We start from the raw sequence: 25,015 nt of genomic DNA on the forward strand, positions 1-25,015 counted from the left end.
GATGAACGAGCAAATTGCTATTGTGATGAGTGAAGAATTTCTTCGCCGCATCACCCCCTCATTGGTCCCCTTTGTGCTGGAGCGCCAAGACTTTCGCGTCCTACACATCGACCGCGACTTTGAAGAACTCGCCAGCCTACTCCAGGAAATGCAACCCTCAGGCCTGATCACTGAGTGGCTGCCAGACATCACCGAAGACCTCATCAACCTCGGCTTTCCGACAGTCATCGCCGACACTGACATCCAATACAACGATGTCGTGAGCATCGACGTCGATGACTGGGCTGTGGGAGCCGAAGCCGCTGAAGCATTCATCCAAGCCGGCTTCCGCAACTTCGCTTGCGTCGGCAATGGCACCCCCTATTCCGAACAACGCATCGCGGGCTTTAGCGAACGGATCCAACAATCACTCGGCGACACACTCGAACACCCTATTTCTAGCTACAGCGAACCCCGCATCCGCAATGCCGGATACAGCGAGTACGTGGTGAAAGCTAGCACCACATTCATCGAATGGCTCAAGGCAGTCCCCAAACCTGTCGCACTGTTTGCCGTACACGATCCCATTGGCCGCCTCATCTGCGGAGTCTGCCGCGAGCTGGGCATCGAGGTGCCCAACCAAGTGGCCGTCATTGGGGCCAACAACGACGAACTCGTTTGCGGCCTCACCTACCCCATGCTCTCCAGCGTCGCCATCCCATGGAATGGACTGGGCGCACGCGTGGGCGAGGCCATGTTCTCCATGCTTGCTGGTGAGCCGCTACCCGATGAACCAATCCTACTAAAACCCAGCGGCGTCATCCTCCGCCACTCTGCCAACCACCTCGCCGTACCCGACACCGAACTACGCCGCGCCATGTCCTACTTCTCTGAGAACTTGCAAAACCCCATCGGCGTTGGCCAACTCTGCGATGCACTCAAGCTCGGGCGCCGCAGTATCGAGCGCAAATTCCGCTCCTTTTTCGACTGCACCCCCTGGGAAATGCTCTGCCGCATGCGCGTCGACCACGCCAAAAAACTCCTCGTCGACACCAACCACCCGATCTCACTCGTCGCCGAACTCTCGGGATTCAACGATCCAGAACGCATGGCCGTCGTCTTCAAACGTGTCGAAAAAACCAGCCCAAGCTCCTGGAGAAAGCGCGCCTTGGGCGGCTAGACCCCAGAGTGCCTGCCCCCCTTAGCCCTCATGCTCCCGCTTGTAGGACTGGAGGCCTTTCCTCCAGTCGCGGAGTTGTTTTTTAGTCATCCGGCCTTGGTCACCTTGCTTGCGTAGCTGGCGGTTGAGGCGTTGCTCGCTGCGCTTTTCTTGGGCTTCCTTGAGGGTGTCCTCACTGGTGTGATCGAGGTAGGCGGCCTGAGCGATCGGAGCACCTACGCGCTTGTCGTAGAGACCTGTGACTTCGATATGGCGCTTGTAGAGGCCATCGTGCGTTGGCACTTCAAGGTGGTCACCAATTTGGATTTTACTCGAGGCTTTAAGTGAAATCATCCCACGTTTGACTTTGTTTGCCTGGCAGGCTTGAGCGGCCAAACTACGAGTCTTGAACAAGCGTACTGCCCAGAGCCACTTGTCCACTCGTACTGTCGTCAATGCATCGTCCACGCGGTAACGATGAGGTGAATGAGCGAAAATTGCAAGCCACTGGCTCACCACTCGAGCGGGTCGACGCCGTAGTATTGCTTCAGTTGCTGGTAGACTTTAGGGTACTTTTTTTGCAACTGCTTGGGCTTTTCATAGAAGGTTTCGGTGACAACGGCAAAGAACTCTGCGGGGTTCTCAGCACCGTAGTCGTCGATGACGTTGGCCTTCCCTGCAGCGGCGATCTGGCTGAAGCGCTCGAAGGCTGGCTGGAAGGCATTGGCCCAAGCTTGGTAGGCACCACGAGATTCTAGATAAGGAACTCCATCACCAGCACCATCGGCTTGATCGAGCTGGTGGGCGAACTCGTGGATAACCACGGCATGGCCATCGTGCTCATTGCGTCCACCGCCCACAACGCTACTCCATGAAAGAACCACTGAACCATTGCTCCAGCTCTCGCCGAGTCGCGTGTCTACAGCACCATCGGCACCGGGGGCATGGTAGGCGTCTGGGTAGACAAGGATGCTGCGCAGCTTGGCATAAAAGTGGTGTGGAGAGCGCAGCAGCAGGAGGCAGGCCTGCGCGGCGATCACACGCTGCATGTGGGGGCTGACGGCATCGAGCCCTCCGCAGGGCACAAATTCTTTTTCGCTCAGAAAGACGTGGATGAGGCCATCGAGTTCATCGCGAAGCTTTTCGGGAAGTTTGGCATAGAGGTGAAAGTCTTCGGCAATTTCCGCACGGATCGTGTCACTAAAGCATTGCTCCAAGAGACGACTCCTACGTTGTTGTTTCTGCTTTTGCTGCGCGCGAATGACCAATCCCGCCGCAGCCAAGACCACGACTACGAGAATGAATGGGGCGAGGTTGATGGTGTTGCCGAGCATCTTGGTGATCTAATTTGTTCCATCGAGCGGACTCTTATCCTCTCGCATTCCACTGCACGAGCTCCTTATAGACAACTCCTGTGCCTCCAAAAATATCCAATGCTGAACCTACCGTGATGTCGATGTGACCACCACTGTGACGATCAACAGCGAGGACGTCATCCATGGTGCCAACGCCACCTGCGTAGGTCATAGGAATACCAGCCCAGTGGCCAAGCAGTTCGACAAGTTCGAGGTCGACCCCACCGCAGAGACCCTCGACATCGGCAGCGTGGATTAAATATTCATCACAGTATTCAGCCATGGCGTCGAGCGAGGCATGGTCTACCTTGACATTAGTGAGTGTCTGCCAGCGGTTCATCGCCACCACCCAACCCTCTGGGCTGCGGCGGCAACTGAGATCCACCACAAGCCGCTCACGCCCGATCTCGCGACTTAGTTCCTTCAGCCGATCCATCCGGAAAGTCCCATCCGCATCGAACAACCATGAGGTGACAATGACGTGACTGGCTCCAGCTTCGAGCCATGCTGCAGCATTTTCCAGCTTCACTCCCCCACCCAATTGCAGAGCACCAGGGTAGGACTGAAGCGCCGCGCGCGCGGCCTCTAAATTACCTGGTCCCAACTGAATGACATGCCCTCCCCTGAGGGCATCATCTTGGTACATTTGTGCGAATTCAGCAGCTGAGCTGTCGGCCACGAAGTTTTCCTTCAAGCCCGCGCCATCATCCGATAGAGTTCCTCCAACAATTTGCTTCACTTGGCCATTGTGAAGATCGATACATGGTCTAAACTGCGTCATTGCCAAGGCATTAAAAGCGACTGAATGCATAAGTAAAGAACTGCCAGATGAATTTCACCAAACTATCACTCACCTTAGCGAGCATCGCATTTTGCTGCGTCTCATGCGATTCACAAAAATCCGACCAAGCCACGCAAAGCCAGGGTGAGCCTGAAGCCACACAACTCCCGCAGGGCCCAGTGGCCGCCCCTCAAGGGATGGTCTGGATTCCTGGCGGAACCTACTGGCGCGGGAACAACGACGACCCAGGCAACCTGCAGATCTTTCTCGAAGGGGTGACTGATGCAAGCCAACGCCGCCGTATCGCACACCAACACTTTCTCGAAGAACGCCCACAACACCAAGTAGCCGTGGATGGGTTCTTCATGGACGCCACCGAGGTGACCAACCGCCAGTTCGCCAAATTCACCCAAGAGACCGGCTACCTCACACAGGCTGAACGTGGGCTTGACCAGAAAGATTTCCCCAACGCGCCTGCTGATGCTCTATTGCCCGGTGCCAATGTCTACACCAAGCCAGAAGAAGCCGTGAACCCTCGCAGCAATGGCAATGCCTGGCGCTGGTGGGCCTACACTCCAGGAGCAAGCTGGCGCCACCCAGAAGGACCAGGATCCAGTATCGAAGATAAAATGGATCATCCAGTAGTCAATGTGAACTATTACGACGCCATGGCCTACGCTCAGTGGGCTGGCAAACGCCTTCCCACTGAAGCTGAGTGGGAGCGCGCGGCGCGCGGGGGCCACGAAAAACGCATGTACATCTGGGGATCTCAGGTCAAGCATGATGGGAAATGGATGGCCAATTGCTTCCAGGGCGACTTTCCAAATGCTTCCGTAGCCGACGATGGATTCCACCTCAGCGCCCCGGTCAAATCCTACCCAGCGAACGACTACGGCCTCTACGACATGGCGGGAAATGTTTGGGAAATCTGTAGTGATTATTTCAACCCGCGCTTCTACGAAGACTACATCCTCAACCCAGTAAAAAACCCACAAGGTCCGAAGGAACCACTCACCCAGATGCAATCATCTGCCCTGCTGAACACCGGCACATGCCCACCCGCACAGCCCGGCATGCATGAGCTGAGCCACCTGCGCGTGGCACGCGGCGGTTCCTTCCTCTGCCACTTTTCCTACTGCCTTCGATTCCGTCCAGCAGCACGCCACTACAGTGAGCCACTCACGCCTGCACACCACACCGGCTTCCGCTGCGTGATGGACGCCCCCAAAGACAGCACGAACCCATAAAAAACAAGCACTCATGACTCCTGACAAGCTCCGAGAATTGGGAACCCGCGTCATCGACATCCAAGTCGAGGCATTACAGAACCTCTCAAAATCTCTCGATCATTCCTTCTCTGACGCCGCCGACGCCCTCTTGAAATGCATCAACAAACGCGGCAAAATCGTCGTCGTGGGAATCGGCAAGTCTGGCAATATTGGCCATAAGATCGCCGCCACACTCAATTCCACTGGCTCGACCGCCGTGGTGCTCAACTCACAAAATGCGCTGCACGGCGACCTAGGCATCATCTCTGATGGCGATGCCGTCATCGCCCTATCATTCTCTGGCGAAACACGCGAGCTGATCGAACTCATCCCACACATCAAACGCTTCAACGTGAGCCTAATCGCCATCACCAAAAGCAAACAATCAACCCTCTCAGACTACGCAGACATCACCCTAGCCACCCCGATCACCCGTGAGGCATGCCCTCTCAACCTCGCCCCCACTTCCTCATCCACCGCCGCTCTCGTCATGGGTGATGCCCTTGCTATGGCGCTGCTAGAGGCTCGAGGGTTTACAGAAAAAGACTTCGCCCGCTTCCACCCAGGAGGCTCACTCGGCAGCGCCCTCCTCACCAGCGTGCGCGACATCATGCGCACGGGCAAACAGGTCGCCACCATCGCCGCCACAGACACAGTGGGCGATGCCATCGCCGCCATGAGTACAGCACGCACGGGCACAGCAATCGTCGTTGAAGGCAAGGGAAAGAAGCTCGTGGGCGTCTTCACCCACGGCGACTTTGCTCGCACCTTCCAACATGACAATGCCGTCGGCAACAAACCAGTTTCTGAGTTCATGCACAGCGAGCCCATCACCATTGCAGAGCTCGCACTGGCCACCGAGGCGCTGCGTTGCTTCGAAAACCACCGCATCGATGACCTCATCGTCACCAACAAGCATGGTGAAGTGGTAGGACTCGTCGACTCACAAGACCTCGCTCGCCTAAAAATTGTCTAGCCAAGCAGGCACCAATTCCGTACCAAACAACCAGTAGCGGGTGCGCCCAATCATCACCCCAACAACACCAATTCAACACTTTAAGTTATGGCATCATTAGTAGCAACCAACCTAAAAAAAGGTCAATGTATCAAGTACCAAGGTGAAACAGGCATCATCCTCGGCCTCGAGCACCGCACCCCTGGTAAAGGCAACGCACTCGTGGCGGCCACCATCCGTTCCTTCCAAACTGGCAAAACCAAGTCGATCCGATTCGCCTCTTCCGATAAGGTTGAAATCGTAGAAACCGACCGCCAGAAGCTTGAGTTCTCCTACGCAGACCCATCCGGCTTCAACTTCATGGACCTCACCACCTACGAGACCATCACCCTCGACAAAGCACTGGTGGAAGACTCAGTCGACTACCTCAAAGAAGGTCTCGAAGTAGAAGTGCTCTTCATCGAAGGCAATGCTGTGACAGTGACCCTCCCACTCACCGTAGAACTTTTGGTGACGGAATCATCCGAAGGCATCAAAGGCGACACCGCCAACAACCCAACCAAGCCAGCCACTCTCGAGACCGGCAAGGTGGTGCAAGTGCCACTCTTCGTCAAAGAGGGCGACGTCCTCAAAGTCAACACAGAAGACGGCAGCTACCTCGGTCGCGCCTAAGCTGGAACCCCAACACTCTATCGAACCACGCTCTCAACAGGGCGTGGTTTTTTTGTGCCTCAAACAAAGTTCCCTTATCCCGGAGACGTGATGCCAATCGGGAAGAGGATATTGAGGGCCAGAGTGATGAAGAAGTTGGCAATGAGGATCGTGATCGAGGAGATCACCATCGCCTTGGTAGTCCCCTGCCCCACACCAACTGCACCATTTCGCGCGCTCATCCCTTGCTGGCATGAAACCAACACAATGATCATCCCAAAAACAAAACCCTTAATCATCGATATCACAATATCCGCCATCTCCGTGTGGGCATTCATGCGTGCCACCCAATACGCCTCGGGAACTTCAAACATCTGCGTTCCCACCAAATAGGATGCAGCAATCCCGAAAAATGCTGATTCAGCAATCAACAAAGGAGTGGCAATCGCCATCGCCAAAAAGCGCGGAGTCACCAAATAATCCACTGGATGCACCCCCATCGAGCGCAAGGCATCCACCTGCTCAGTCACCCGCATCGTACCAATCTCGGCCGCCATCGATGCCCCCACACGACCCGCCAACATCAATCCAGTAATCGTCGGCCCTAACTCGCGCAACATTCCCACACTCACCAATGCTCCGCCCATCGTCTGCATCTTCATCTGAGTCAGCTGGAAGAGCCCTTGCGCCGCCAAGACAGAACCAGTGAAGCTCCCGGTAAGAATCACGATCGGCTGCGAACGGAAGCCGATTTCCACCAACTGCTTCAGCCATTGTTGGGAACAAAAGCGCCCATGCACAAGCGAGCGACCTACCTCCTGAAGCAATAGTGTCAGGGAGCCTAGGTAGTTGAGGAGGTGGATCAATGGTCCGCCCATTGCGCGTAATGCTGCGATCACGGGTTCAGTGTTAGTAGAGATTAGGAGTACTGTGAAGTGAAATATCTATCACACATTGTTGGAATAATTGCCACAACACTTCACTCACAGTGTGTACGTGACATGTTGATCTTGTCACAAAAAAAGTCTGAGCCCCCAATCGATTCTTGTTTTAGAATCAGCAGATTATATAGATTGTAAAACTACCCAATACACATGATCCATCAAGCAGTAGCAGAGATATTTGACCAAGGCTTAGCCGTCCTCGAAGGGCTAAGCGATTCGCATTATACCGTGAAGCACCCAGAGGTGTATGGTGGATCTATCGGTGGTCACTACCGCCACGTGTTAGAGCACTTCACCACGCTATACGAAGGCTACCAAGAAGGGTTCGTCAACTACGACCTACGCAAGCGTGACACCACAATAGAAAACTCGCGCATGGCAGCGATGGAGTCCACCCAGCGCCTACGCGCCAAATGGCTCCAGCTCGATCCAGCAATCTACGACAATCCAATAGAACTCCAAGGCAAGCTCTCCCATGGCTCTGACGAGTGCATGCATTGCGCCTCCTCCGTAGCACGTGAAACAGCCTACTCTATTGCCCACGCCCAACACCACTACGCGATCATCCATACCATGTGCTCGCTTCTCAAGCTCACCGCCACTGAAGGCTTTGGCATTGCCGCCTCGACGGTGGCACACCAAAAGGGCCAAGACAAAGTAGTCGCAGTGGCTCAGTAGTACGATGTGCACGGTTAGCTGGAAATGGGCCCATGATTCCTCTAAGGATTCACAGCGCCTATCGGTGTATTTCAACCGCGACGAACTGAAAGCGCGTGAGGAAGCACACCCACCTAAGGAGGAGCAAATCGGCCACTACCGCAGCCTACTTCCGACTGACCCAAAGCGTGGTGGCACCTGGATCGCGGCGAATGAGACTCAGCTTGTCGTTTGCCTGCTGAACCTCTACTCCGTACCCCCCACTCCGGAACGTGACTACGCTAGCCGCGGCATGGTGGTGCGTGCCATGATGGCTTTCAACGCCATCGAGCCAGCGCTCGAACAGCTTGGATTGATGCTAAAGGAAAACCTCTACCCAGCCTTCACCATCATCCTCTGGGACGCAAAATGTCGCCAACAGCGGCTGTACCAGTGGGATGAGTCCAAACTCATCGAAGTACGCCCCCCATTCCCATTCTACACATCCTCGTCGTGGCAGACAGATGACGTTCAAGCGAGTCGCCAAGCTGCCTTTGTAACACACGTCATCCAAGGTAGAGTGGATCAAGCAAGCTTCCACGCGACGACCCCAGAAGGCCAAGCTTGGAGCTCTGTCTACATGTGTCGCGACCTCACCATGACCGTGAGTCGCACCCAGATCCACGTGCACCAAGATCAAACACACATGGAGTACCACGAACGTCGGTCTGACACGCTCAGCCACTCCGTCCTCCAGCACCACGGTTGAAGCATGAACGCGCTCGTCGACACCTCCGAATTCATCAAGCACCCCGTGCTGAGGCCAATCTACCGGTTACTTCAGCCAGCGGTGGAGCGCCTTCTGGGCTTCCGCCGCCTCAACCAACTCTACCGTGCAATCACTGAAAAAGCTGAGCCTGGGGCCACCAGCTTCTTTCAAACAAGCTTCGAGCTCATGGGGACCAAGCGCAGCTTTGACTCAAAGCTAGGTCAGGAGCTTACCGCTCCTGGTCCCAGCATCCTCGTAGCCAATCACCCCTACGGCTGCATCGATTCAATCGCTCTGATGCAATTGGCTGACCAACACACAGAGGGAAAATGGTTGATGCTTGCCAACCGCCTACTGCGCAATATCCAAGCACTCCAAGACAACGTCATCGCCGTCGACCAATTTGCCGAAGGCGAAGCCAAACGCCAAAATATGGCCGCAGTGAAGGCAATGCACAAGACGCTCTCAAAGGGTGAAACCTTGGTCATGTTCCCCGCCGCCAGAGTCTCAGGAATCGATGCTCAAACCCAACAAATCTGTGATCTTCCCTGGTCGGACCACCCACTCAAACTCGCTGAGCGCTACCGCGCACGCATCATCTTCTGCCACATCACTGGCCAGAACTCAGATGCCTTTCTCGCCATTGACCCAGATCACATTACACGTCGCAGTAAGCGCCTAGCCAAAGAGGTCTTCATTCAGGCCAAGCACCACATCACCCTCACACATTCATTCACGATGCAGCCCGATCTCGCTCAAAAAATCAATCGCTTCAGTAACAAGGAAGAAATCATCCGCGCTCACAGCTACATTGGGGCCGACAAGTCACCAGCTCAACCGAGCGCTACCATCGCCGGTGCTGATGTGCCCATGAGCGACACCCCAAGCAACTTCCACCAGATGCTGAGCCAATCACAGGTGCCAGTGATCGAGCACCCAGAATTTCATAGTTTCTGCTTCCAAGGAACCGAGGAACCCTCAGTCATGCAGGAAATCGGTAAATTACGCAGCATCACCTTCGACCGCATTGGCGCTGGAAGCGGCAAGGCCATCGACCTCGCCGCAGAAGACGACTACTACCACCACATCGTAGTGACCGATGTCCAATCTGGCAAAATCGCAGGTGCCTACCGCGTGGGGTTCAGCCAACAGATCCTCAAAGAGCGTGGTAGCCATGGCCTCTACCTCAACCACATTTTTGACATCAAAGAGAGCTTCTACGAGCGCATCGGCAATGCGATGGAACTCAGTCGCTCTTTTATACCACCAGAGTACCAAGGCTCTCCAGTCGTGCTCGACGTGCTCTGGAAGAGTCTCGGACGCGTGGCACAACAGCACCACTGTAGCACCCTCTATGGCTCCGTCACAGTATCGGCAGAATTCACCCCGCTCGCCCAGGCTGTCATCATCGACACCCTAGACCGCCATCACAGCGCTTCCACAGAGCTACGCAGCGCCATCAGTAACAACAACCCATTCATCCCGCGCACCCAATACCATAGACTCCTCGCCGATGCCTATGCGCCGCACGGCTTGAACCGACTCAATACAGTGATCGAAGAAATCGAAGAAGGCCAACGCGGTATCCCACCACTCGCCCGCTATTATGCCTCACTCGAAGCAAAATTCCTCAGCTTCAAGGTCGAACCCACCTTCAATGACGCAGTCTACTGCCTTCTCATGGTCGAGCTAGACCAAATCCCAAGTCGCTACCAGAAACGATTCCTCGGTGCCTAAGCGAGAGTCGATCATCACCCTCAATCCTATTCATACTCTCATATGGATAGGATTTCATTTTTTATACTTGCGGAAAAAAAGACGCATCCTATAAACGCCCCACTCAGGATTCGCGACATGTTAGATTTCACCTAGACAAGGTGTAAAAATGACAAGAACCATTTAAGCCATATTTCTAAAGGAATTTCTCAGTATCATTGTCATAATTCATTGCCACACATACGATCAGTCTAACAAGTGAATCGGCATCAATTCATCCGACCATCAGAAATCTAACGGATCATGATGCTTATTGACAACAATTTCGGTATACCATATACCCAGTATTCACCCCATTATGAAAACCCCGAACACCCCAATTGTGCTGGTGGCTTTTGCCACCCTCAGCACTGCAAATGCTTTTGTCACCACACTTGGTGAAGTCACCGACAATGGTGGAGGCAGCTACACGATCAGCTCAGGTTCGACCGATCGGTCGACCATTGAGAGCGAGATCGATGAGTTTTTGCGCTTAAATGAAGGCACCACTGGTGAAGCTGACGCGAATACCAGTATTGGTGATAACTATTTTGATGCCATCGTAACTGATCACTACCTAGGCAGTGTAGTCGGTACCAACAGCGCCCCTATCGAGCCAACGAACGGCTCAGCAATCCGTGATGGCAACATTAGCATCACCGCAGGAGAATCCTTTAACTTCACCTACGACTGGACAGACGGCGAGGCCAGCTACAGTGGTGTGGACTATGCCGATTCACTGACTGTGGTCATTCTACTCAACGGCTTGGTGGTACTCGAACAAGTACTCCAAACCACGAGTATTACGGGCACAGCTATGGACACCAGCGGCACAAACATCTACTTTGAGTGGGTTGCAACAGGAACCGGTGTGTTGGAGTACGGCATCGCGCAATTCAACGGACGCGACACATCAACTGGCTACACCTCCATTGCCACAGTGTACAACATTTCCCATGTTGGGGTACCAGAACCTAGCACCACAGCCCTTGCCGCACTTGGCACACTCGCCATGCTCAGCATACGTCGCCGCAATGATCAGGTAAGTCTAGCTTCCTAGTACCAGTGCCTGCGAACTAGCCCGTCACTTTACTCAACAACAATCAGCTGAAGTAAATCAGCCATTCTAGCAAAAAAACAGCCCAACCATCATGATGGTTGGGCTGTTTGATGTTAAATACTCATAAACGGCCTGAAAATGGCCGAGAATCGCTTAGACGAGCATCAGGTTAGGTTGCTCTACAAATTTCTTCACCGCGTTGAGGAAAGTAGCAGCAACGGCGCCGTCAATCACTCGGTGATCACAGCTCAGACCGAGGTTCATGCGGAGACCTGATTGAATCTCACCATTCACCGAGACAGCTTTTTCAATAATTCCACCCACGCTGACAATGGCAGCCTGTGGTGGGTTCACGATAGCGTCGAAGCCTTCAACACCCCAGGCACCAAGATTGGAGATCGTGATGGTACCACCGTCAAATTCAGATGGCTTAAGCTTCTTCTCACGTGCGCGACTGGCCATGTCCTTGATTTCCTGAGAAATCGCAAGGAGTGACTTATTTTGCGCTTCTTTGACAACTGGAGTGACCAGGCCGTCTTCTACGGCAATCGCCACAGAAACACCCACGTTAGCAAATTCTACAATGCTATCGCCATTGTACGAAGCATTGACCGCAGGAACCTCTTGAGCCGCATTGATGATCGCTTTAACGATGAAATCATTGACCGTGTACTTGTTGCCACCGCTTTGCTCAGTTTGAGCATTGATTTGCTTGCGGAGGCTCATGAGTGGCTGTGCATCACATTCCACATGGAGGTAGAAGTGTGGGATCGTCACCTTGGAAGTAAGCAAACGCTCAGCAATGATCTTACGCATGCTGGACATTGGGACTACTTTATCTCCTGGCCCAACCGTAGGAAGAATACCTTGTGGCGCTGGAGTAGGGGAGCTAGCAGCTGCAGGACTAGGCTGCGCTGGAGCAGTTGTTGCAGCGGCGGCAGGGGCAGGGGCAGGAGCTGCTGAAGCCGCCTCTACGTCTGCCCTCACAATGCGACCACTTGGGCCAGAACCTTGGATGGCATGGAGATCCACACCTTGTTCAGCGGCGATCTTGCGAGCGAGTGGTGAAACACGAAGACGCTCACCTTCAGCCGAGACTGGGGCAGGGGTCGCAGCGGCAGGAACTGCTGCTGGTGCGGCTTCACTCGGAGCTACTACAGCTGGTTTGGCAGCGGCTGGCGTGGCTGCTGGAGCCACTTCTTCGTCCTCCTCAGCCAATACAGCAAGGACAGCACCCACAGGTGCTTTGGTTCCTTCGGGTATGAGAATTTCCACGAGAGTGCCTTCATCAAAGGCTTCCATCTCCATCGTAGCTTTATCAGTCTCAATCTCTGCGAGAATGTCGCCGATCTCGACTTCGTCACCAGCTTGCTTGCGCCAAGATACAAGAGTACCCTCAGTCATCGTGTCCGAGAGCTTTGGCATTTCAATATTAATAGGCATAACAAAAAATTTTCGAATCACCACCTTCGTGATGTAGCAACGTTTTCTCTTAATATCCTAGAATCCGCAAGACGAATATTGCTTCGAGTAAGGAGAAATCATGATTACTGACAATCAAATGCAAAAAACTCACCTAGAGATCATCCTAGGTGAGTTTAAAAGGGAAGGCTTCGGGTCAATGTCCCGTAAGAAAAATCTGAATTTGCTATTCAGCGAGTGGCTTCATTGTTGGCACGAGACCAATCTGGCGAAGACCATCTGAGCCCTGCATGCTGACGTTAGAATACTTATTCTTGTACTTGTCTTTTTTGGCTTTCGCAGTCTTGGCACAGGCACACTTCTTTTTCTTCTTTGGTGCTGCTTTTGGCTCAGGAGCAGGGGCTGGCTTCGGTGCTGGAGCATAGGCGATCGGCTCAGCGTACTTCCCAGAGGATACGCTCACAGTGCCGTCTTCACTCACTGGCGCAAGACTAGCATCATAATACACTGGCTCCGTGCTACACGAAGCTAAGTAAAAAGCTGCGAATGAGGTGGATAGGATTTTTAATGCAGATTTCATAAGTAGAGTGTCAGCCTAAATCCCTGATCGAATGTTTCAAATAAAATCTATCCGATTAACGTATTATTTTCATGCAGCTCATTAATTCACAAATTTGTAATTACATTGTAGCTACAATAGTTAACATTCAACCATGCGAGCCTTGCTGACCCAAAGGCCCAAAAAAGGGCCAAGGAACTGATTCCTTAGCCCTTAGCTAAATTATTGAATGATCGCCGCTAGGAGATACTAAGTACCGCCTTGATCACCTTGTCCGCACTTGGCAGCTGAGCAGGCTCCACAGCAGGGGAGTAAATGGCAGGAGCATCAAGTGAACAAACGCGCTTGATCGGTGCGTCTAGATAATCAAATGCATACTCTTGAATCAATGTCGTGATTTGAGCGGAAACGCCACAGAACGGTTTAGATTCATCGACAAGTACAGCACGGTTTGTCTTCTTCACCGACTGGATGATGGCATCCTGATCAAGCGGGCGAATTGAGCGAAGATCAACCACCTCAGCACTGATACCATGCTCAGCTTGAAGCTGTTCGGCAGCCTCAAGCGCATGAAGCACACTGCGCCCATGAGCAATCAAGGACACATCAGTGCCCTCACGCTTGATGTCAGCCACACCGAGTGGGATGGTGAAGTCACCATCTGCTGGGTCAGGCACCGGGCCCTTCACACCATACAGAAGCGTATTCTCCATCACGTAGACTGGATCATTGTCGCGAATTGCAGTCTTCATCAACCCCTTAGCGTCAGCTGCAGTCGCAGGGGACACCACTTTCAAACCAGGAAAGGCTGCAAAAAGCCCCTCTGGGGTGTGTGAGTGAGTCGCTCCCACATTGGTACCACCATTAGCGGGACCACGCATCACGATCGGACAGGAACAAAGACCTCCAGACATGTAACGCACGTTAGCGGCATTATTGACCAATTGGTCGAATGCAACAGAGTGAAAGGACCAAAACATCAGTTCCATCACTGGACGGACCCCGAGCATGGAAGCACCCACACCCATGCCAATGAAACCAGCCTCGGAGATCGGCATGTCCATGACACGCTTATCACCCCACTTGTCCCAAAGACCTCGAGTCACTTTGTAAGCCCCATTGTACTGGGCTACCTCTTCCCCCATGAGCACCACATTTTCATCACGCGCGAGCTCTTCATCAAAAGCTTCATTCAACGCGTCTCTATATTCGATTTCTCTCATATCTAATAGTTAGTAATTGGTTCTATTGATTGGCGCGTGGATTAGTCGTTGAAGAAGTGGCGGCCTGTTGTTCCAGCTTCTGTTTGATTGTCTACCTCCCAGTACACATCCTCGAAAATTGATTCCACGGTGGGGTTCGGTGACTCTTCAGCAAACTTTACGGAAGCAGCAGCCTCCTGCTTTGCTTCTTTATCAATCGCCTTGGCACCTTCATCAGTGAGGAGGCCCTCCGAAATAAGCTGATTTTTCCACAACACCACTGGATCGTGGTTATTCTTGTAGTCTGCGATCTCTTCTGGAGTACGGTATTTCTTGTGATTTGCATCAGCCACAGAATGGCCATAGTAACGGTAAGTGAATATTTCGAGTACCGTTGGCTTACTCTCATTGTGCGCACGATCTAGTGCTTCCTGAGTCTTTGCACGCACCTCATAGAGGTCTTCACCATTCACGGTATCCCATGCCATATCGTATGCTTCAGCACGCTTAGCTAAGGTGTCCTTGAATGCCGATGAACGCTTCTGACTGGTGCCCATAGAATAGCCATTGTTCTCAATCACGTAGACCACTGGAATATCATGCAATTCTGCGATGTTGAGGGACTCGTGGAAGGCACCTTGGTTGATCGCACCATCACCCATGTAGCAAATGCAAGCCCCCTTGTTGCCTTTGTACTTTTCACCAAACGCAAGCCCAAGCCCGAGTGGTGTCTGCCCCCCCACGATACCGTGTCCGCCCCAGAAATTCTTATCTGGAGCAAAAAAGTGCATCGAGCCACCTTTGCCCTTAGAGCATCCAGTTGCCTTGCCGAAAAGCTCAGCCATGCATTCATTCATGCCCATCCCACAAGCCAGCGCATGCGCATGACAACGGTAAGCCGTGATGACGTGGTCGTGTGGACCGCATAGTGAAACTGTGCCTACAGCGACCGATTCCTGACCGATGTAGAGGTGGAGAAAGCCACCCATCTTACCCTGTGAATAAGGCTTTTGCGTTGCTTGCTCAAAGCGTCGAATACGCGCCAAGAGTCTGTATAGGTCTATCTTATCATCAGCGCTGAGCTGCTGGTTGATAGGCACCTGAGAATAATCAGTAGTAGTTGCCATTGTAAACGTAGATGTTCAAGTTGATCTCTGCCGAGTGGATCTTATGTCGTGAGTAACTCTGCGTCAACACTACCTCAAGTCTTATCTGCTAGTGTTGGTATCGATATGGTTCATGGTTTACACCATGATCACCTCATGTTCCACGTGGAACAACAGCAACGAATAGCGGCTTGCCAATCATGCCTTCAGGAGTACAGTCGCGACGTTATGTTTCGTTATCCAAAGCAATACGATGTGCTTGTGATTGGCGCTGGGCACGCAGGTGTTGAAGCAGCACTTGCAGCGGCACGCCTTGGCTGCTCTGTGGCCATACTTACGCAAAACCTCGACACCATTGGAGCCATGTCCTGCAACCCCGCAATAGGGGGGCTAGCTAAGGGACACATGGTACGCGAAATCGATGCTTTGGGTGGTGCCATGGGCCTCAACACCGATGCCACAGCAATTCAGTTCCGCATGCTAAACATGAAAAAGGGTCCCAGCGTGCGAGCACCGAGAGCACAATGTGATAAAAAGGCCTACCAATTCCGCATGAAGCGCGTGATTGAAGGGGAGGAGAATATTGATCTCCACCAGGGCAATGTGGCCGAATTACTCGTCAACAATGACACAATTTACGGCATCCGCACCAGCCTGCAGATGGAGATTCTAGCCAAGTCAGTGGTCCTTTCAGCAGGCACATTCATGCGTGGCTTGATGCATGTCGGGCTAAAAAATGAAAAGGGGGGGCGCATGGGTGATGCCATCTCTACCGTCAGTGATAGCCTCAAACACCTAGGTTTCGAAGTCGAGCGCTTCAAGACTGGAACTCCATGTAGACTGAATGCTCGCTCGATAGACTTCAGTAAATGTGAGAAGCAACTTGGTGATACTCCAGCACCAAAGTTTTCATACATGGCACACACATTGAAGCGTGATAAGGATGATATTTTCACACTCAACCCTTGGGGTGACCCAGAGTTCCACGTGGAACAATTACCATGCTGGATCACGTATACTAATCCACGGACACACGAAATAATTGCCGACAATTTACACCAATCGCCCATGTATGCTGGCAAAATTGAGTCTGTGGGGCCGCGTTACTGCCCGTCCATCGAGGACAAAGTGGTGAAGTTTGCAGAGAAGCCGCGTCATCAGGTTTTCATTGAACCAGAAGGCCGTCACACCCTGGAGTGTTACATCAATGGAGTTTCTACCTCATTACCCTACGACGTACAGCTCGACTTCATTCGCTCAATCGAAGGACTCGAGCACGCCGAGATCATACGCCCAGGATACGCGGTCGAATACGATTACTGCCCACCAACTCAACTCTATCCGAGCCTTGAGACCAAGCGCGTAGAAAATCTGTACTTCGCTGGACAAATCAATGGCACATCAGGTTATGAAGAAGCTGCCGCCCAAGGGCTTATAGCAGGCGCCAATGCGGCACTCAAAGTGAAAGGCGAAGCACCGTATATTCTCGGCCGTGATGAATCCTACATCGGTGTGATGATCGATGACTTGGTCACCAAGGGCTGCGAGGAACCATACAGAATGTTTACCAGCCGCGCGGAATACAGACTCCTCCTACGCCAAGACAACTCAGACATTCGTCTCACCCCTCGTGCTGCCGACATTGGCTTGGTCGACAAAGAACGGGCTGAATTCACCGCTGCCAAGATAGCTGAGATGGAGGAAGCTAGTACCTTCATCCGTGAAACCACCCACGAGCAAACCCGTCTCGATAAATGGTTCCGCCGTGCGGAAAACTCTTGGGAAGACCTCCCAGAATCCTTCCGCACCAGGTTTTCAGATGAAATCTGGCCAGTACTCGAAACCGACTTCAAGTATGCTGGACACCTCGAGCGCCAACGCAAACAAGTCGACCGACTCGCCAAGATGGAACACAAAAAAATTCCGGAGGACCTCGACTACAGCTCCATTGTTGGCCTGAAACGTGAAGCGTCACAAAGCTTTGGACGCATCAAGCCACAGACACTAGGGCAAGCCTCACGTATTGCAGGAATCACTCCAGCAGATGTGAGTCTCCTTTCCATTTGGCTCGATAAGCAAAAGACCGAATCTCAAGAATCCTAGCAACCGACCTTATGGATAGCCTGACAGAACCAATGATCATTGCATTGGCTGGGAGCTTACTGAGCCTCAAGCTGCTTGCCACCTGGTCACACATACGCAATGCAGCTCAGGGACTCAGGGATGGCAGACTCTGCACCACCATCAGTCATAGCAACATGGTGTGTAGCGAAGGCGATCAGGCCAACACACAGGCACTAAAAGCAGAACAGTACGAAGCTTGGGATGAGCTACAGGACGTCTTAGAATCGATGTCAGGGCGCTTCATCACACTCCAAGAGGAATACTTACACGCTGTCTTTAAAACGCCCATATTTGGCTTCTCACAAGATTTTGAAGCCAGATGGGACAAAGACGCTGGCTGCATCCACGTGCGCAGCGCAAGCAGGGTAGGGATCAGTGACCTAGGGAGTAACAGCCAGCGCATTGAGAAAATACGCTATTTGATGCAGTGAGTACCAATCTTAACTTGTGGCCCAGCGCTCGCGCCATTCTTTAGGAAGCCTCTGAGGCTTCGCGTTGGGCATCTGCACCATTGCTAAGGACTGTCGCGCCGTGACCAGCACCCGGTCGACACCTTCCGCGTAGATTTCGGCCTTCACCCAAAATTTCACACGTTCCACCGAATCGAGTGAGACAATCACCTTCAACTTGTGGCCCAGTGTCGCGGGGAATTTGTATTCCACCGCAGAGGATAGTACCACTGGATAAAGATTCGTTTCAGCCATTGTTTTTAGATCCATCCCAAGACCTTCGGTGGCTAATTTCGTGCGGCAAGCTTCAATCATTCTCAGATAAGCTAGATTATGGACAACCCCACCGAGGTCTGTATCGTAGAACATCACATCTTCGTGCAAGGTATAGCTTGGTAAAGAATCACTCATACACACAGCATTAGATTTAAATCATCAGACAAACAAGACCCTTTCGAAGTATCAAACACTTGCTAGTGTCTCCATATAGCGATAATGATCATTCAGTAGAACACCACCATGATTCGTAGCCTAGTCACCACCGGAAGCCTCCTCCTTGCCACGCCAATAGCTGTAGTAGCTGCTAGCCAGCAAGCACCGGAGCCGGTTCGTCTCCTACTCCAAGCAGATCAAGTTTTACTAGATGCACAATCACAGACAGTGCTCTCACAATATTTATGCGACGTTGCTGCACAACAGCTGCATGGCACACCGAGACAACGACGCAATGCCTACAAAGGTCTTGTATTGGCTCAACAGATCGGTACTGCACCAAAGACCATCGAAGCTCTTGGAAACCAATTGATCGCGTCCAAAAGCACCGAAGCTGTGGGCAACTTCCCCGCAACACCAGCACCCATAAAACGGATGCTCAAGTACCTCCGCAGCTCAAAGCGTAGCCCTGACAACATCGCTCTGGCGTCACTCTGCGACGACATTCTCCGTAGAGCCCAGGATAGCTCACTTGACATGCCAGACTCCAGCTATTGGCTTGAGACCATTCCCAGCGAGGAAAGCTTTGATCCAAGTGCTCAAGAGCAAAAAACAGCACAAGAAGAAGAACTTCATGTCGATGAACAAGCTCCTGAGTCAAAGGATCCTGATCAGAATTCAAAAGATCTGGAAGCAGAGGATGAATCATCAAGCATCACAGGCAAATGGCACATCCTCGAATCCAGCTTAAGCTTAGTTCATGGCCATTACTCTTCTGATGAATACGGTGAAAAAGCAAAAATAGATATCGTTGATAAAGGTAAGGACAGTTCTAAGAAAAATCTTCTTTATCAGCTGAAAAATAGCAGTTCATTTGAACAAGAATCCAAGCGTAATCTCCGTTTTGCAGCCGCCGATTCGGTCATGAGACTCAGCTCTGAGTCGATTGAAAGATCCAACCACTTCCTCAGCCACTTCCAATCGCAGGCTAAATCTGCACTCCAACAGTATGGACAAGACATCGACTTTGCAACCATCACATTGCTCGTACCTGATAACTATAATTATATTATTTACGGAAGCACCACTACTACATCAATGATATCTAAATTAGATTTATCATTAAATAATAAATTTACTTCTAGACCATACATTGTGTATGGAGAGTTCGATGCAGATGGAAAACTCATTATTGACGCTAATTTTTGGAGTATGATCCACGAATTACATTCCAATGAAGTGAGCCAAATGGTGTTTGTACCATCTGATGCTCTCGACCTACTTGAGCAATCAAAGACATTGGGCTACAGCTCGCTCTTCCTACAGCACGACATCATTGGGGTGAAAGACATCCATGGGGTTCGTCAATACCTCATCGAATCAGACGAAGGAGCAGACGCTGAGGCTGCTGAGCTCTTCGAGCAAATCCGTGAAGTGGTCCGTGGGCGCTCGGTCAATGCCATGCTCAAAAACAAGTTTGTGCAGCAGAAACTCAATAAAGTAGTGGCACTCAACCCTCAACAATTGAGTGCCGCCACCCTCCAACAAGACCCCGATGAACCTGAGTTCTTGGATGCTGAATCGGTGGAGCAATACTGGACTCAGCTGATCTACCCATTGGAGGTTTGGATGGAAACCCCACCATTGCCAGAAGAGATAAACGAGGATGACGAGCTCAATCGCCTACTCGATGCGCGCATCACTCCAGATCAAATCATTGCCTCACTTGAAGAAGCTACGTCACTGACGCCTATCACAGTCAAAAACCGCTACCGTGATCTATACAAAGATGTTGATCACTTAATCAACGCTCTCAACCTGTATAGTAAACTATTTGATAATGATAGATCACTCAGGTCACGCGTCGGAAAATCCAGACTTGAAGGCCAGAGATCAATCAAAGAGATTCACAACAGAATCCAAGTAACACTATCATCAATAGATAGTTAATTTAATATTATTAAGTAATGAAAAACTTATATAGAAAGTTTTTAATTATCACCATTGTACTCTTGGCGTCATTTTTAACGACGGTAGTGATCAGAAGCTTTCATGGGACGCAAGGCCTGCTGGAATTCATCAAGAACTCTGGCGCTTACGGTGAGGTGATCACATTAGACCAAACGCACCGCGACGCACCGATCACTCCCTCTGAGGTACATTTACTCAGTCAGCTAAATGATGAATACACCAAGATCACAGCAGCTGTGATGCCAGCGGTTGTTAGTCTAGACAGCTCCGGCATGGGCAACAAACGTGTGCGTGACCGCTTTGGACGCATTCGCACCCTCACTGAAAACGTCATGAACCAAGGCTCAGGCGTATTGGTCAGCCCGCAGGGTCACATCATCACGAACTACCACGTAGTCTCTGGCATGAAAGAAATCTCGGCGCGCCTGTCCAATGGCAAGTCATACAAGGCCACCCTAGTCGGTAAAGATTCAGCACTCGATATAGCTGTCCTGAAGATCGAGGGTGAAGAAACGCTACCAACCTTGCCATTCGCAGACTCAGACCAAGTACGCGAGGGCAACATCGTATTCGCTTTTGGTAACCCCTTCGGCATCGGAAAGTCGATGACTCACGGAGTCATTTCAGCACGAGAGCGATCGATCTCTGACCTTCAAGGTGGGCTCTTCCAAAGCTCGGTTGCCATCAATCCTGGCTACTCAGGTGGGCCATTAGTGAACATCTTCGGAGAGATCATCGGTATCAATTCCAATATTCTATCCAACAATGATAAGAACCCAGGATTCCAGGGAATTAGTTTCTCGATTCCATCCAACATTGTGAAGCGAACCTATCAGGATATTCTGACTCGCGGCAAACCAGTACGAGGCTTTTTGGGAGTTGCTTTCGCCGAACTCACACCCGCCAAACGAGCCTTATTGGAATACAATGGTGAGTACGGAGCCTATATCGACAAGGTTGGTCCTGGCACGCCTGCGGCAGCGGCAGGGATACTGAAAGGGGATATCATTACCAACTTTGACAAGCACCCATTGCGAGATGCGGAGCAATTCATCGGATTCATCCAGCGCAGTGAAATTGGTAAGCCACTACCACTCACAATCTGGCGCCAAGGCAAGGAAATCCAAAGTGCGGTCACCTTGGAAGAATTTAATCCAGACATTGCCCAGTTTAAGCCTGAACTCGGTGGACAAAACAACATCCTTCAACAGCTGGGTATCACCGTTGGTTTTCTAGATAGCAAACACCGCCGTGCTGGTGTCACTGGAGTGATCGTACGTGGTGTGGAAGCAGATTCACTAGCTGACGGTCAAATCATGCCTGGAGACATCATCTACCAAATCAACCGATACCGCATGAACCAGCCCAACGAATTCTATGATTTGGTAGAATACTATGCAGTGCGTAAAGACATCGAACTCTATGTCATTCGAGAGGGCCAAGTGCTAGCTGAGCCAGTGATGATTGAAAAATTTGTCGACCAATAAGTGAGACCCATCACCTTGTTTTGTGAAGCAACAATTGCTCATTAGCAGCTTCGCCTTCGTGAACCTTAATCCCTTTGACACCGTATATTGCCACCACGTCAAAAGTACCATGCTTGGTTGCTTGATCGAGTAATTCCTCAGCAGAGAGACACAGGCGACCTGCACATTCACGCAGCTCAAACGGCATACTCAAAGTCCCTTGATACGCACGATAAATCACGCCAGTACAAGCAAGCCGCTCAGACTGCCGAAAGTCGAATAAAAAGTCGTAACGTTTACCAGCTAGCCCCATGGCTGATTCCACCACGCGAGCGCGATCGGCATCTTGAAGCTTGGGTCGTAGAATCAAAAATGCATCCACTGCAAGTGTCTCATCTAGCTGGCGCATCCGCACCCCATCTTTCTTGGCCTCCACCGTCGAAGTACCAGGCAGGGCCTCTGCCATCAAGCCGAGAGCATCGCGTTGGTCTTGAGTACCCATGTAGAATGAGGCATGCGGCCAAAATCCAGGTAAAAATAAATTACTCATCGCCTCATCGTGGCGCGTGATAATGACATCACCCGGCTGCAAAATCGACTGAGCCTTTCTCAACACTCGAGGGGTCACTCGCTTACCAGATTTCTGAATCGCTACTACCGGATTGTTGATGTCGGCAATCAAACGACCACTCATACGAAACAACTCAAACATCACCTTGCGATAACTACTACGATGACCTCGCTTGAATGCGTGAATCCGGTAATTGAAATGACGCTTCAGGTAAGATAATTTTCGCTTTTCCAACAAGGGAAGTTCAGTCTCCAACAGCTCAATAAGCTCAGCATAGGCGCCATGTGCAGCAGGTAAGTGCATGATCTCATCGGCATGAAGTTCCCAAAATAAAATAGCCTCATAGAAGCGCCACTGGCGTCTCGACGAGCCAAGGTTTTTGTACACTCGAGTAAAACTTTTTTTACCCAGTCCACCACCGACATCCGCTTCATCAAGCTTCTTCCAAATGATCGAATGATCAGCCACAACATCCACCAAGTAACCAGAGGCTCGCGTCAATGCACAGGCGGCAGTGAAAGCCACCGCAAAGGCACGGATACTAGAATCCCAATCGCTCAGGTCATCACAATACGGCTCGAGATCCGCCACCGCCCCCAAAAGAATTGAGCGCATGCAGAGGTATTGCCGATAGTACTCGCGCAAGGCCAGTTCTTCGCTCGGCAGAAAGTAACCGCGCTCGAGGACTTTAGGAACAAGTGCCAACACACCATCGAGCTCAACCTCGAGTGGAATTCCTTTGATGGTAGATACCACCAATTCCATCGTTCGCTCTAGGTCACCATCCTGCATTCTTCTATCAAAAGAAGGCAATCAGCAGAATGCAAGCGAGAAGCCTCGATCAAGCACTTAACAAGAGCCCATGAGCTCGCGATCTTGCTCCACTTCCTTTTGCTTGAAGGTAAGGTTAAGTTTTGCGCGTACTGGACCGCAATCCTTGTCTTGGCCCACGCGGAATTCCAAGCTGCCTGGTGGGTATAAGACAATGTCTAGAGCACTCAACTCCGTCCGAAGGCGGCCAAAGTGGTTTGCTGGAATTTCCATCATGTAGTTCATCGCAATCTCGGAAAACTCTTTCGAATCAATGAGTGTTGCGCCAGCTCTTTCCAGAGCCTGAAGAGTACTCGATCGTACTACATCTTTATCTTCATCTGTCATCCCTTGAAGTGTGATAATCATAAGCAAAGAATTCGTATTACAGTTACTGATAACTCAGATTTTCATCAGGACAAGCTGGAAGCTATTTTAAAATTAATCAGGTGATTGAAATGCAGCAATATGAATGATTTATGATTCAATCAGATTAAAAAAATATGATGCCTTAAAATTTGGCATTTATCCTCAATTCCTTTGAATCGATTGTGACCTGAAACATCCCTTGCAGAAACACTCTCATACAGCACTGTGCCATGCATGGTATGCGAGCCCACTAAGTAGCTGCAAATAGCCTATGCAGGATAAATCATGATCACTCCACCGGCGGATAAATCTCAGAACTAAGCTCAGTGGCGATGATCGCCGCAGACTCAAGCGTCTGCCCACTGGGAGCACCAGGGCGCAATGGCTTGGTTTCCGAGTGTATCGCTTGAAGATAGGCATGTAGCCGCTGTTCAATTGCCTTCAATCGCTTCTTGCCAATCAATTCTTGAGCTGAGTCAAGCTGCGCTGAAGAACTATCGCCAAAGTAGGCAATCAATGCCTGAGTCATCATCCAATGGCCTTCTTATCATCTACGTTCTGTCGCATCGAGTGATGAAGATCGATAACATGCCATCCTTGGCTGCGTTGCATCACCAACCATGCGGCATAATGGCTCAATACAGAATCGTAGTCGAAACCCTCCTTGCCATGATTATCATAGATCGGTGGAGTCACATGAATGAGCTCCGCCCCGTATTGTTTGGCAGCGGCACGTAAGCGCCCAATCCCATGTCGATAGCGTGCGAAACGTTGCACATCCAAGGTTTGATAAATACCACAATTCATCCCATAGCAGGCAATAATCAAATCGGGTTCAGTCTTTGCCAAAACCCGCTCCAGGCGCTCGAAAAGGCAAGGACGAGCAAAGCCATGCTTCATATGAGACGCTTCGCTGAGCCCTGATACCGTCTCACTTGCCAAGCCAGCATTGAGTACTTCAACACCTTGCTCGGGATATTGCTGTACCAACCAAGCATTAAAATAAGCCACATATTGCCCTTTTTGAGTAATACTATCGCCTAGGAAAAGAATCTTCTTTTTACCCTGAAGGAGATCAGAGTTTGCCAGTAATGGAGCCAAAGAAATGATCCAAACCAAAACGACTGAGTTGATTAATTTTCGATCCATCGTGACGTGTGGAATGCAATTAAAGCAAGAAACGTTGCAGCTGAAGACCCAGCGCAACAACTGCTGGCGGATT

Annotated in this window: 25 protein-coding genes; 12 read left to right on the top strand and 13 right to left on the bottom strand. The window is 51.2% G+C overall.

The features are described from left to right. The first annotated feature begins 1 nt into the window (after position 1). Positions 2-1,159, top strand: a complete 1,158-nt coding sequence (locus tag F454_RS0109695; protein WP_018970460.1) for a substrate-binding domain-containing protein — start codon at positions 2-4, stop codon at positions 1,157-1,159. A gap of 21 nt (positions 1,160-1,180) precedes the next feature. Here the strand turns inward: F454_RS0109695 and F454_RS0109700 are convergent, their stop codons facing one another. From F454_RS0109700 to hisA, 3 genes are read right to left on the bottom strand one after another with little or no spacing between them, the layout of a single operon-like run. After that, positions 1,181-1,606, bottom strand: coding sequence for an RNA-binding S4 domain-containing protein (locus F454_RS0109700; protein ID WP_026292828.1), 426 nt, complete (start codon positions 1,604-1,606; stop codon positions 1,181-1,183). Between the two features lie 44 nt (positions 1,607-1,650). After that, positions 1,651-2,472, bottom strand: coding sequence for a M90 family metallopeptidase (locus F454_RS0109705; protein WP_018970462.1), 822 nt, complete (start codon positions 2,470-2,472; stop codon positions 1,651-1,653). Between the two features lie 34 nt (positions 2,473-2,506). After that, positions 2,507-3,274, bottom strand: a complete 768-nt coding sequence (gene hisA / locus F454_RS0109710; RefSeq protein ID WP_018970463.1) for a phosphoribosylformimino-5-aminoimidazole carboxamide ribotide isomerase — start codon at positions 3,272-3,274, stop codon at positions 2,507-2,509. Positions 3,275-3,321: 47 nt separating this feature from the next. Between hisA and F454_RS14820 the strand changes: the two genes are divergently transcribed. The 3 genes from F454_RS14820 to efp all read left to right on the top strand — a co-directional run bounded on the left by F454_RS14820 (position 3,322) and on the right by efp (position 6,169). Beyond that, positions 3,322-4,521: a formylglycine-generating enzyme family protein gene (locus F454_RS14820; protein WP_018970464.1), complete on the top strand. Its 1,200-nt coding sequence runs from the start codon at positions 3,322-3,324 to the stop codon at positions 4,519-4,521. A gap of 13 nt (positions 4,522-4,534) precedes the next feature. Further along, a complete protein-coding gene (locus F454_RS0109720; RefSeq protein ID WP_018970465.1) occupies positions 4,535-5,518 on the top strand; it encodes a KpsF/GutQ family sugar-phosphate isomerase in 984 nt (327 codons plus the stop codon). 87 nt (positions 5,519-5,605) lie between these two features. Then, complete coding sequence (gene efp, locus F454_RS0109725; RefSeq protein ID WP_018970466.1) at positions 5,606-6,169, top strand: elongation factor P; 564 nt, start codon at positions 5,606-5,608, stop codon at positions 6,167-6,169. Between the two features lie 74 nt (positions 6,170-6,243). On the opposite strand, the gene F454_RS0109730 is transcribed toward efp, so the two are convergent. Next, positions 6,244-7,047, bottom strand: a complete 804-nt coding sequence (locus F454_RS0109730; protein WP_240471559.1) for an MlaE family ABC transporter permease — start codon at positions 7,045-7,047, stop codon at positions 6,244-6,246. A gap of 195 nt (positions 7,048-7,242) precedes the next feature. Between F454_RS0109730 and F454_RS0109735 the strand changes: the two genes are divergently transcribed. From F454_RS0109735 to F454_RS0109750, 4 genes are all read left to right on the top strand, one after another. Continuing rightward, complete coding sequence (locus F454_RS0109735; protein WP_018970468.1) at positions 7,243-7,770, top strand: hypothetical protein; 528 nt, start codon at positions 7,243-7,245, stop codon at positions 7,768-7,770. A gap of 4 nt (positions 7,771-7,774) precedes the next feature. Further along, positions 7,775-8,497 (top strand): NRDE family protein, encoded by a 723-nt coding sequence (locus tag F454_RS0109740; protein WP_018970469.1) that lies wholly within the window; start codon positions 7,775-7,777, stop codon positions 8,495-8,497. 3 nt (positions 8,498-8,500) lie between these two features. Next, entirely contained in the window at positions 8,501-10,234 is a 1,734-nt protein-coding gene (locus tag F454_RS0109745; protein WP_018970470.1) for a bifunctional lysophospholipid acyltransferase family protein/GNAT family N-acetyltransferase, read from the top strand. A gap of 337 nt (positions 10,235-10,571) precedes the next feature. Continuing rightward, entirely contained in the window at positions 10,572-11,312 is a 741-nt protein-coding gene (locus F454_RS0109750) for a PEP-CTERM sorting domain-containing protein (protein WP_018970471.1), read from the top strand. A 153-nt stretch (positions 11,313-11,465) separates the two neighbouring features. On the opposite strand, the gene F454_RS0109755 is transcribed toward F454_RS0109750, so the two are convergent. From F454_RS0109755 to pdhA, 4 genes are all read right to left on the bottom strand, one after another. After that, the gene (locus tag F454_RS0109755; RefSeq protein ID WP_018970472.1) at positions 11,466-12,755 is read right to left on the bottom strand and encodes a pyruvate dehydrogenase complex dihydrolipoamide acetyltransferase; all 1,290 of its coding nucleotides are present in this window, start codon (positions 12,753-12,755) and stop codon (positions 11,466-11,468) included. A 205-nt stretch (positions 12,756-12,960) separates the two neighbouring features. Then, a complete protein-coding gene (locus F454_RS0109760) occupies positions 12,961-13,314 on the bottom strand; it encodes a hypothetical protein (RefSeq protein WP_018970473.1) in 354 nt (117 codons plus the stop codon). 218 nt (positions 13,315-13,532) lie between these two features. Next, positions 13,533-14,516 carry an alpha-ketoacid dehydrogenase subunit beta gene (locus F454_RS0109765; RefSeq protein ID WP_018970474.1) on the bottom strand — a complete coding sequence of 328 codons (984 nt, stop codon included), beginning with the start codon at positions 14,514-14,516 and terminating at the stop codon, positions 13,533-13,535. A 41-nt stretch (positions 14,517-14,557) separates the two neighbouring features. Beyond that, a complete protein-coding gene (pdhA, locus tag F454_RS0109770; RefSeq protein WP_018970475.1) occupies positions 14,558-15,622 on the bottom strand; it encodes a pyruvate dehydrogenase (acetyl-transferring) E1 component subunit alpha in 1,065 nt (354 codons plus the stop codon). A gap of 207 nt (positions 15,623-15,829) precedes the next feature. On the opposite strand from pdhA, the gene mnmG reads away from it, so the two are divergent. Together mnmG and F454_RS14825 are read left to right on the top strand one after the other, a co-directional pair. Further along, entirely contained in the window at positions 15,830-17,704 is a 1,875-nt protein-coding gene (mnmG, locus tag F454_RS0109775; protein ID WP_018970476.1) for a tRNA uridine-5-carboxymethylaminomethyl(34) synthesis enzyme MnmG, read from the top strand. 11 nt (positions 17,705-17,715) lie between these two features. Continuing rightward, positions 17,716-18,156: a DUF1499 domain-containing protein gene (locus F454_RS14825; protein WP_018970477.1), complete on the top strand. Its 441-nt coding sequence runs from the start codon at positions 17,716-17,718 to the stop codon at positions 18,154-18,156. Positions 18,157-18,165: 9 nt separating this feature from the next. On the opposite strand, the gene F454_RS0109785 is transcribed toward F454_RS14825, so the two are convergent. Further along, positions 18,166-18,585 (bottom strand): acyl-CoA thioesterase, encoded by a 420-nt coding sequence (locus tag F454_RS0109785; protein ID WP_018970478.1) that lies wholly within the window; start codon positions 18,583-18,585, stop codon positions 18,166-18,168. 108 nt (positions 18,586-18,693) lie between these two features. Between F454_RS0109785 and F454_RS0109790 the strand changes: the two genes are divergently transcribed. Together F454_RS0109790 and F454_RS0109795 are read left to right on the top strand one after the other, a co-directional pair. Further along, entirely contained in the window at positions 18,694-20,556 is a 1,863-nt protein-coding gene (locus tag F454_RS0109790) for a hypothetical protein (RefSeq protein ID WP_018970479.1), read from the top strand. Between the two features lie 17 nt (positions 20,557-20,573). Continuing rightward, positions 20,574-22,064 carry a trypsin-like peptidase domain-containing protein gene (locus F454_RS0109795; RefSeq protein ID WP_018970480.1) on the top strand — a complete coding sequence of 497 codons (1,491 nt, stop codon included), beginning with the start codon at positions 20,574-20,576 and terminating at the stop codon, positions 22,062-22,064. A gap of 10 nt (positions 22,065-22,074) precedes the next feature. On the opposite strand, the gene F454_RS0109800 is transcribed toward F454_RS0109795, so the two are convergent. The 4 genes from F454_RS0109800 to F454_RS14835 form a co-directional block, all read right to left on the bottom strand. Beyond that, positions 22,075-23,379: a YiiX/YebB-like N1pC/P60 family cysteine hydrolase gene (locus tag F454_RS0109800; RefSeq protein ID WP_169334362.1), complete on the bottom strand. Its 1,305-nt coding sequence runs from the start codon at positions 23,377-23,379 to the stop codon at positions 22,075-22,077. A gap of 84 nt (positions 23,380-23,463) precedes the next feature. Continuing rightward, positions 23,464-23,793 (bottom strand): hypothetical protein, encoded by a 330-nt coding sequence (locus tag F454_RS0109805; RefSeq protein WP_018970482.1) that lies wholly within the window; start codon positions 23,791-23,793, stop codon positions 23,464-23,466. A gap of 289 nt (positions 23,794-24,082) precedes the next feature. Beyond that, positions 24,083-24,325: a hypothetical protein gene (locus F454_RS14830; RefSeq protein WP_156817238.1), complete on the bottom strand. Its 243-nt coding sequence runs from the start codon at positions 24,323-24,325 to the stop codon at positions 24,083-24,085. Beyond that, entirely contained in the window at positions 24,322-24,942 is a 621-nt protein-coding gene (locus F454_RS14835) for a GDSL-type esterase/lipase family protein (RefSeq protein ID WP_018970484.1), read from the bottom strand. The genes F454_RS14830 and F454_RS14835 overlap by 4 nt, the downstream gene beginning before the upstream one ends. Between the last annotated feature and the right edge of the window lie 73 nt (positions 24,943-25,015).

Origin of the sequence: Rubritalea marina DSM 17716 (assembly GCF_000378105.1) — a bacterium.
GTDB classification, from domain to species: Bacteria; Verrucomicrobiota; Verrucomicrobiia; order Verrucomicrobiales; family Akkermansiaceae; genus Rubritalea; species Rubritalea marina.

Coding starts and splice junctions, on each gene's coding strand:
- F454_RS0109695 (WP_018970460.1), top strand. CDS start 2: ATGAACGAGCAAATTGCTATTGTGATGAGTGAAGAATTTCTTCGCCGC.
- F454_RS0109705 (WP_018970462.1), bottom strand. CDS start 2,472: ATGCTCGGCAACACCATCAACCTCGCCCCATTCATTCTCGTAGTCGTG.
- hisA (WP_018970463.1), bottom strand. CDS start 3,274: ATGACGCAGTTTAGACCATGTATCGATCTTCACAATGGCCAAGTGAAG.
- F454_RS14820 (WP_018970464.1), top strand. CDS start 3,322: ATGAATTTCACCAAACTATCACTCACCTTAGCGAGCATCGCATTTTGC.
- F454_RS0109720 (WP_018970465.1), top strand. CDS start 4,535: ATGACTCCTGACAAGCTCCGAGAATTGGGAACCCGCGTCATCGACATC.
- efp (WP_018970466.1), top strand. CDS start 5,606: ATGGCATCATTAGTAGCAACCAACCTAAAAAAAGGTCAATGTATCAAG.
- F454_RS0109735 (WP_018970468.1), top strand. CDS start 7,243: ATGATCCATCAAGCAGTAGCAGAGATATTTGACCAAGGCTTAGCCGTC.
- F454_RS0109740 (WP_018970469.1), top strand. CDS start 7,775: ATGTGCACGGTTAGCTGGAAATGGGCCCATGATTCCTCTAAGGATTCA.
- F454_RS0109745 (WP_018970470.1), top strand. CDS start 8,501: ATGAACGCGCTCGTCGACACCTCCGAATTCATCAAGCACCCCGTGCTG.
- F454_RS0109750 (WP_018970471.1), top strand. CDS start 10,572: ATGAAAACCCCGAACACCCCAATTGTGCTGGTGGCTTTTGCCACCCTC.
- F454_RS0109755 (WP_018970472.1), bottom strand. CDS start 12,755: ATGCCTATTAATATTGAAATGCCAAAGCTCTCGGACACGATGACTGAG.
- F454_RS0109760 (WP_018970473.1), bottom strand. CDS start 13,314: ATGAAATCTGCATTAAAAATCCTATCCACCTCATTCGCAGCTTTTTAC.
- F454_RS0109765 (WP_018970474.1), bottom strand. CDS start 14,516: ATGAGAGAAATCGAATATAGAGACGCGTTGAATGAAGCTTTTGATGAA.
- pdhA (WP_018970475.1), bottom strand. CDS start 15,622: ATGGCAACTACTACTGATTATTCTCAGGTGCCTATCAACCAGCAGCTC.
- mnmG (WP_018970476.1), top strand. CDS start 15,830: ATGTTTCGTTATCCAAAGCAATACGATGTGCTTGTGATTGGCGCTGGG.
- F454_RS14825 (WP_018970477.1), top strand. CDS start 17,716: ATGGATAGCCTGACAGAACCAATGATCATTGCATTGGCTGGGAGCTTA.
- F454_RS0109785 (WP_018970478.1), bottom strand. CDS start 18,585: ATGAGTGATTCTTTACCAAGCTATACCTTGCACGAAGATGTGATGTTC.
- F454_RS0109790 (WP_018970479.1), top strand. CDS start 18,694: ATGATTCGTAGCCTAGTCACCACCGGAAGCCTCCTCCTTGCCACGCCA.
- F454_RS0109795 (WP_018970480.1), top strand. CDS start 20,574: ATGAAAAACTTATATAGAAAGTTTTTAATTATCACCATTGTACTCTTG.
- F454_RS0109800 (WP_169334362.1), bottom strand. CDS start 23,379: ATGGAATTGGTGGTATCTACCATCAAAGGAATTCCACTCGAGGTTGAG.
- F454_RS0109805 (WP_018970482.1), bottom strand. CDS start 23,793: ATGATTATCACACTTCAAGGGATGACAGATGAAGATAAAGATGTAGTA.
- F454_RS14830 (WP_156817238.1), bottom strand. CDS start 24,325: ATGATGACTCAGGCATTGATTGCCTACTTTGGCGATAGTTCTTCAGCG.
- F454_RS14835 (WP_018970484.1), bottom strand. CDS start 24,942: ATGGATCGAAAATTAATCAACTCAGTCGTTTTGGTTTGGATCATTTCT.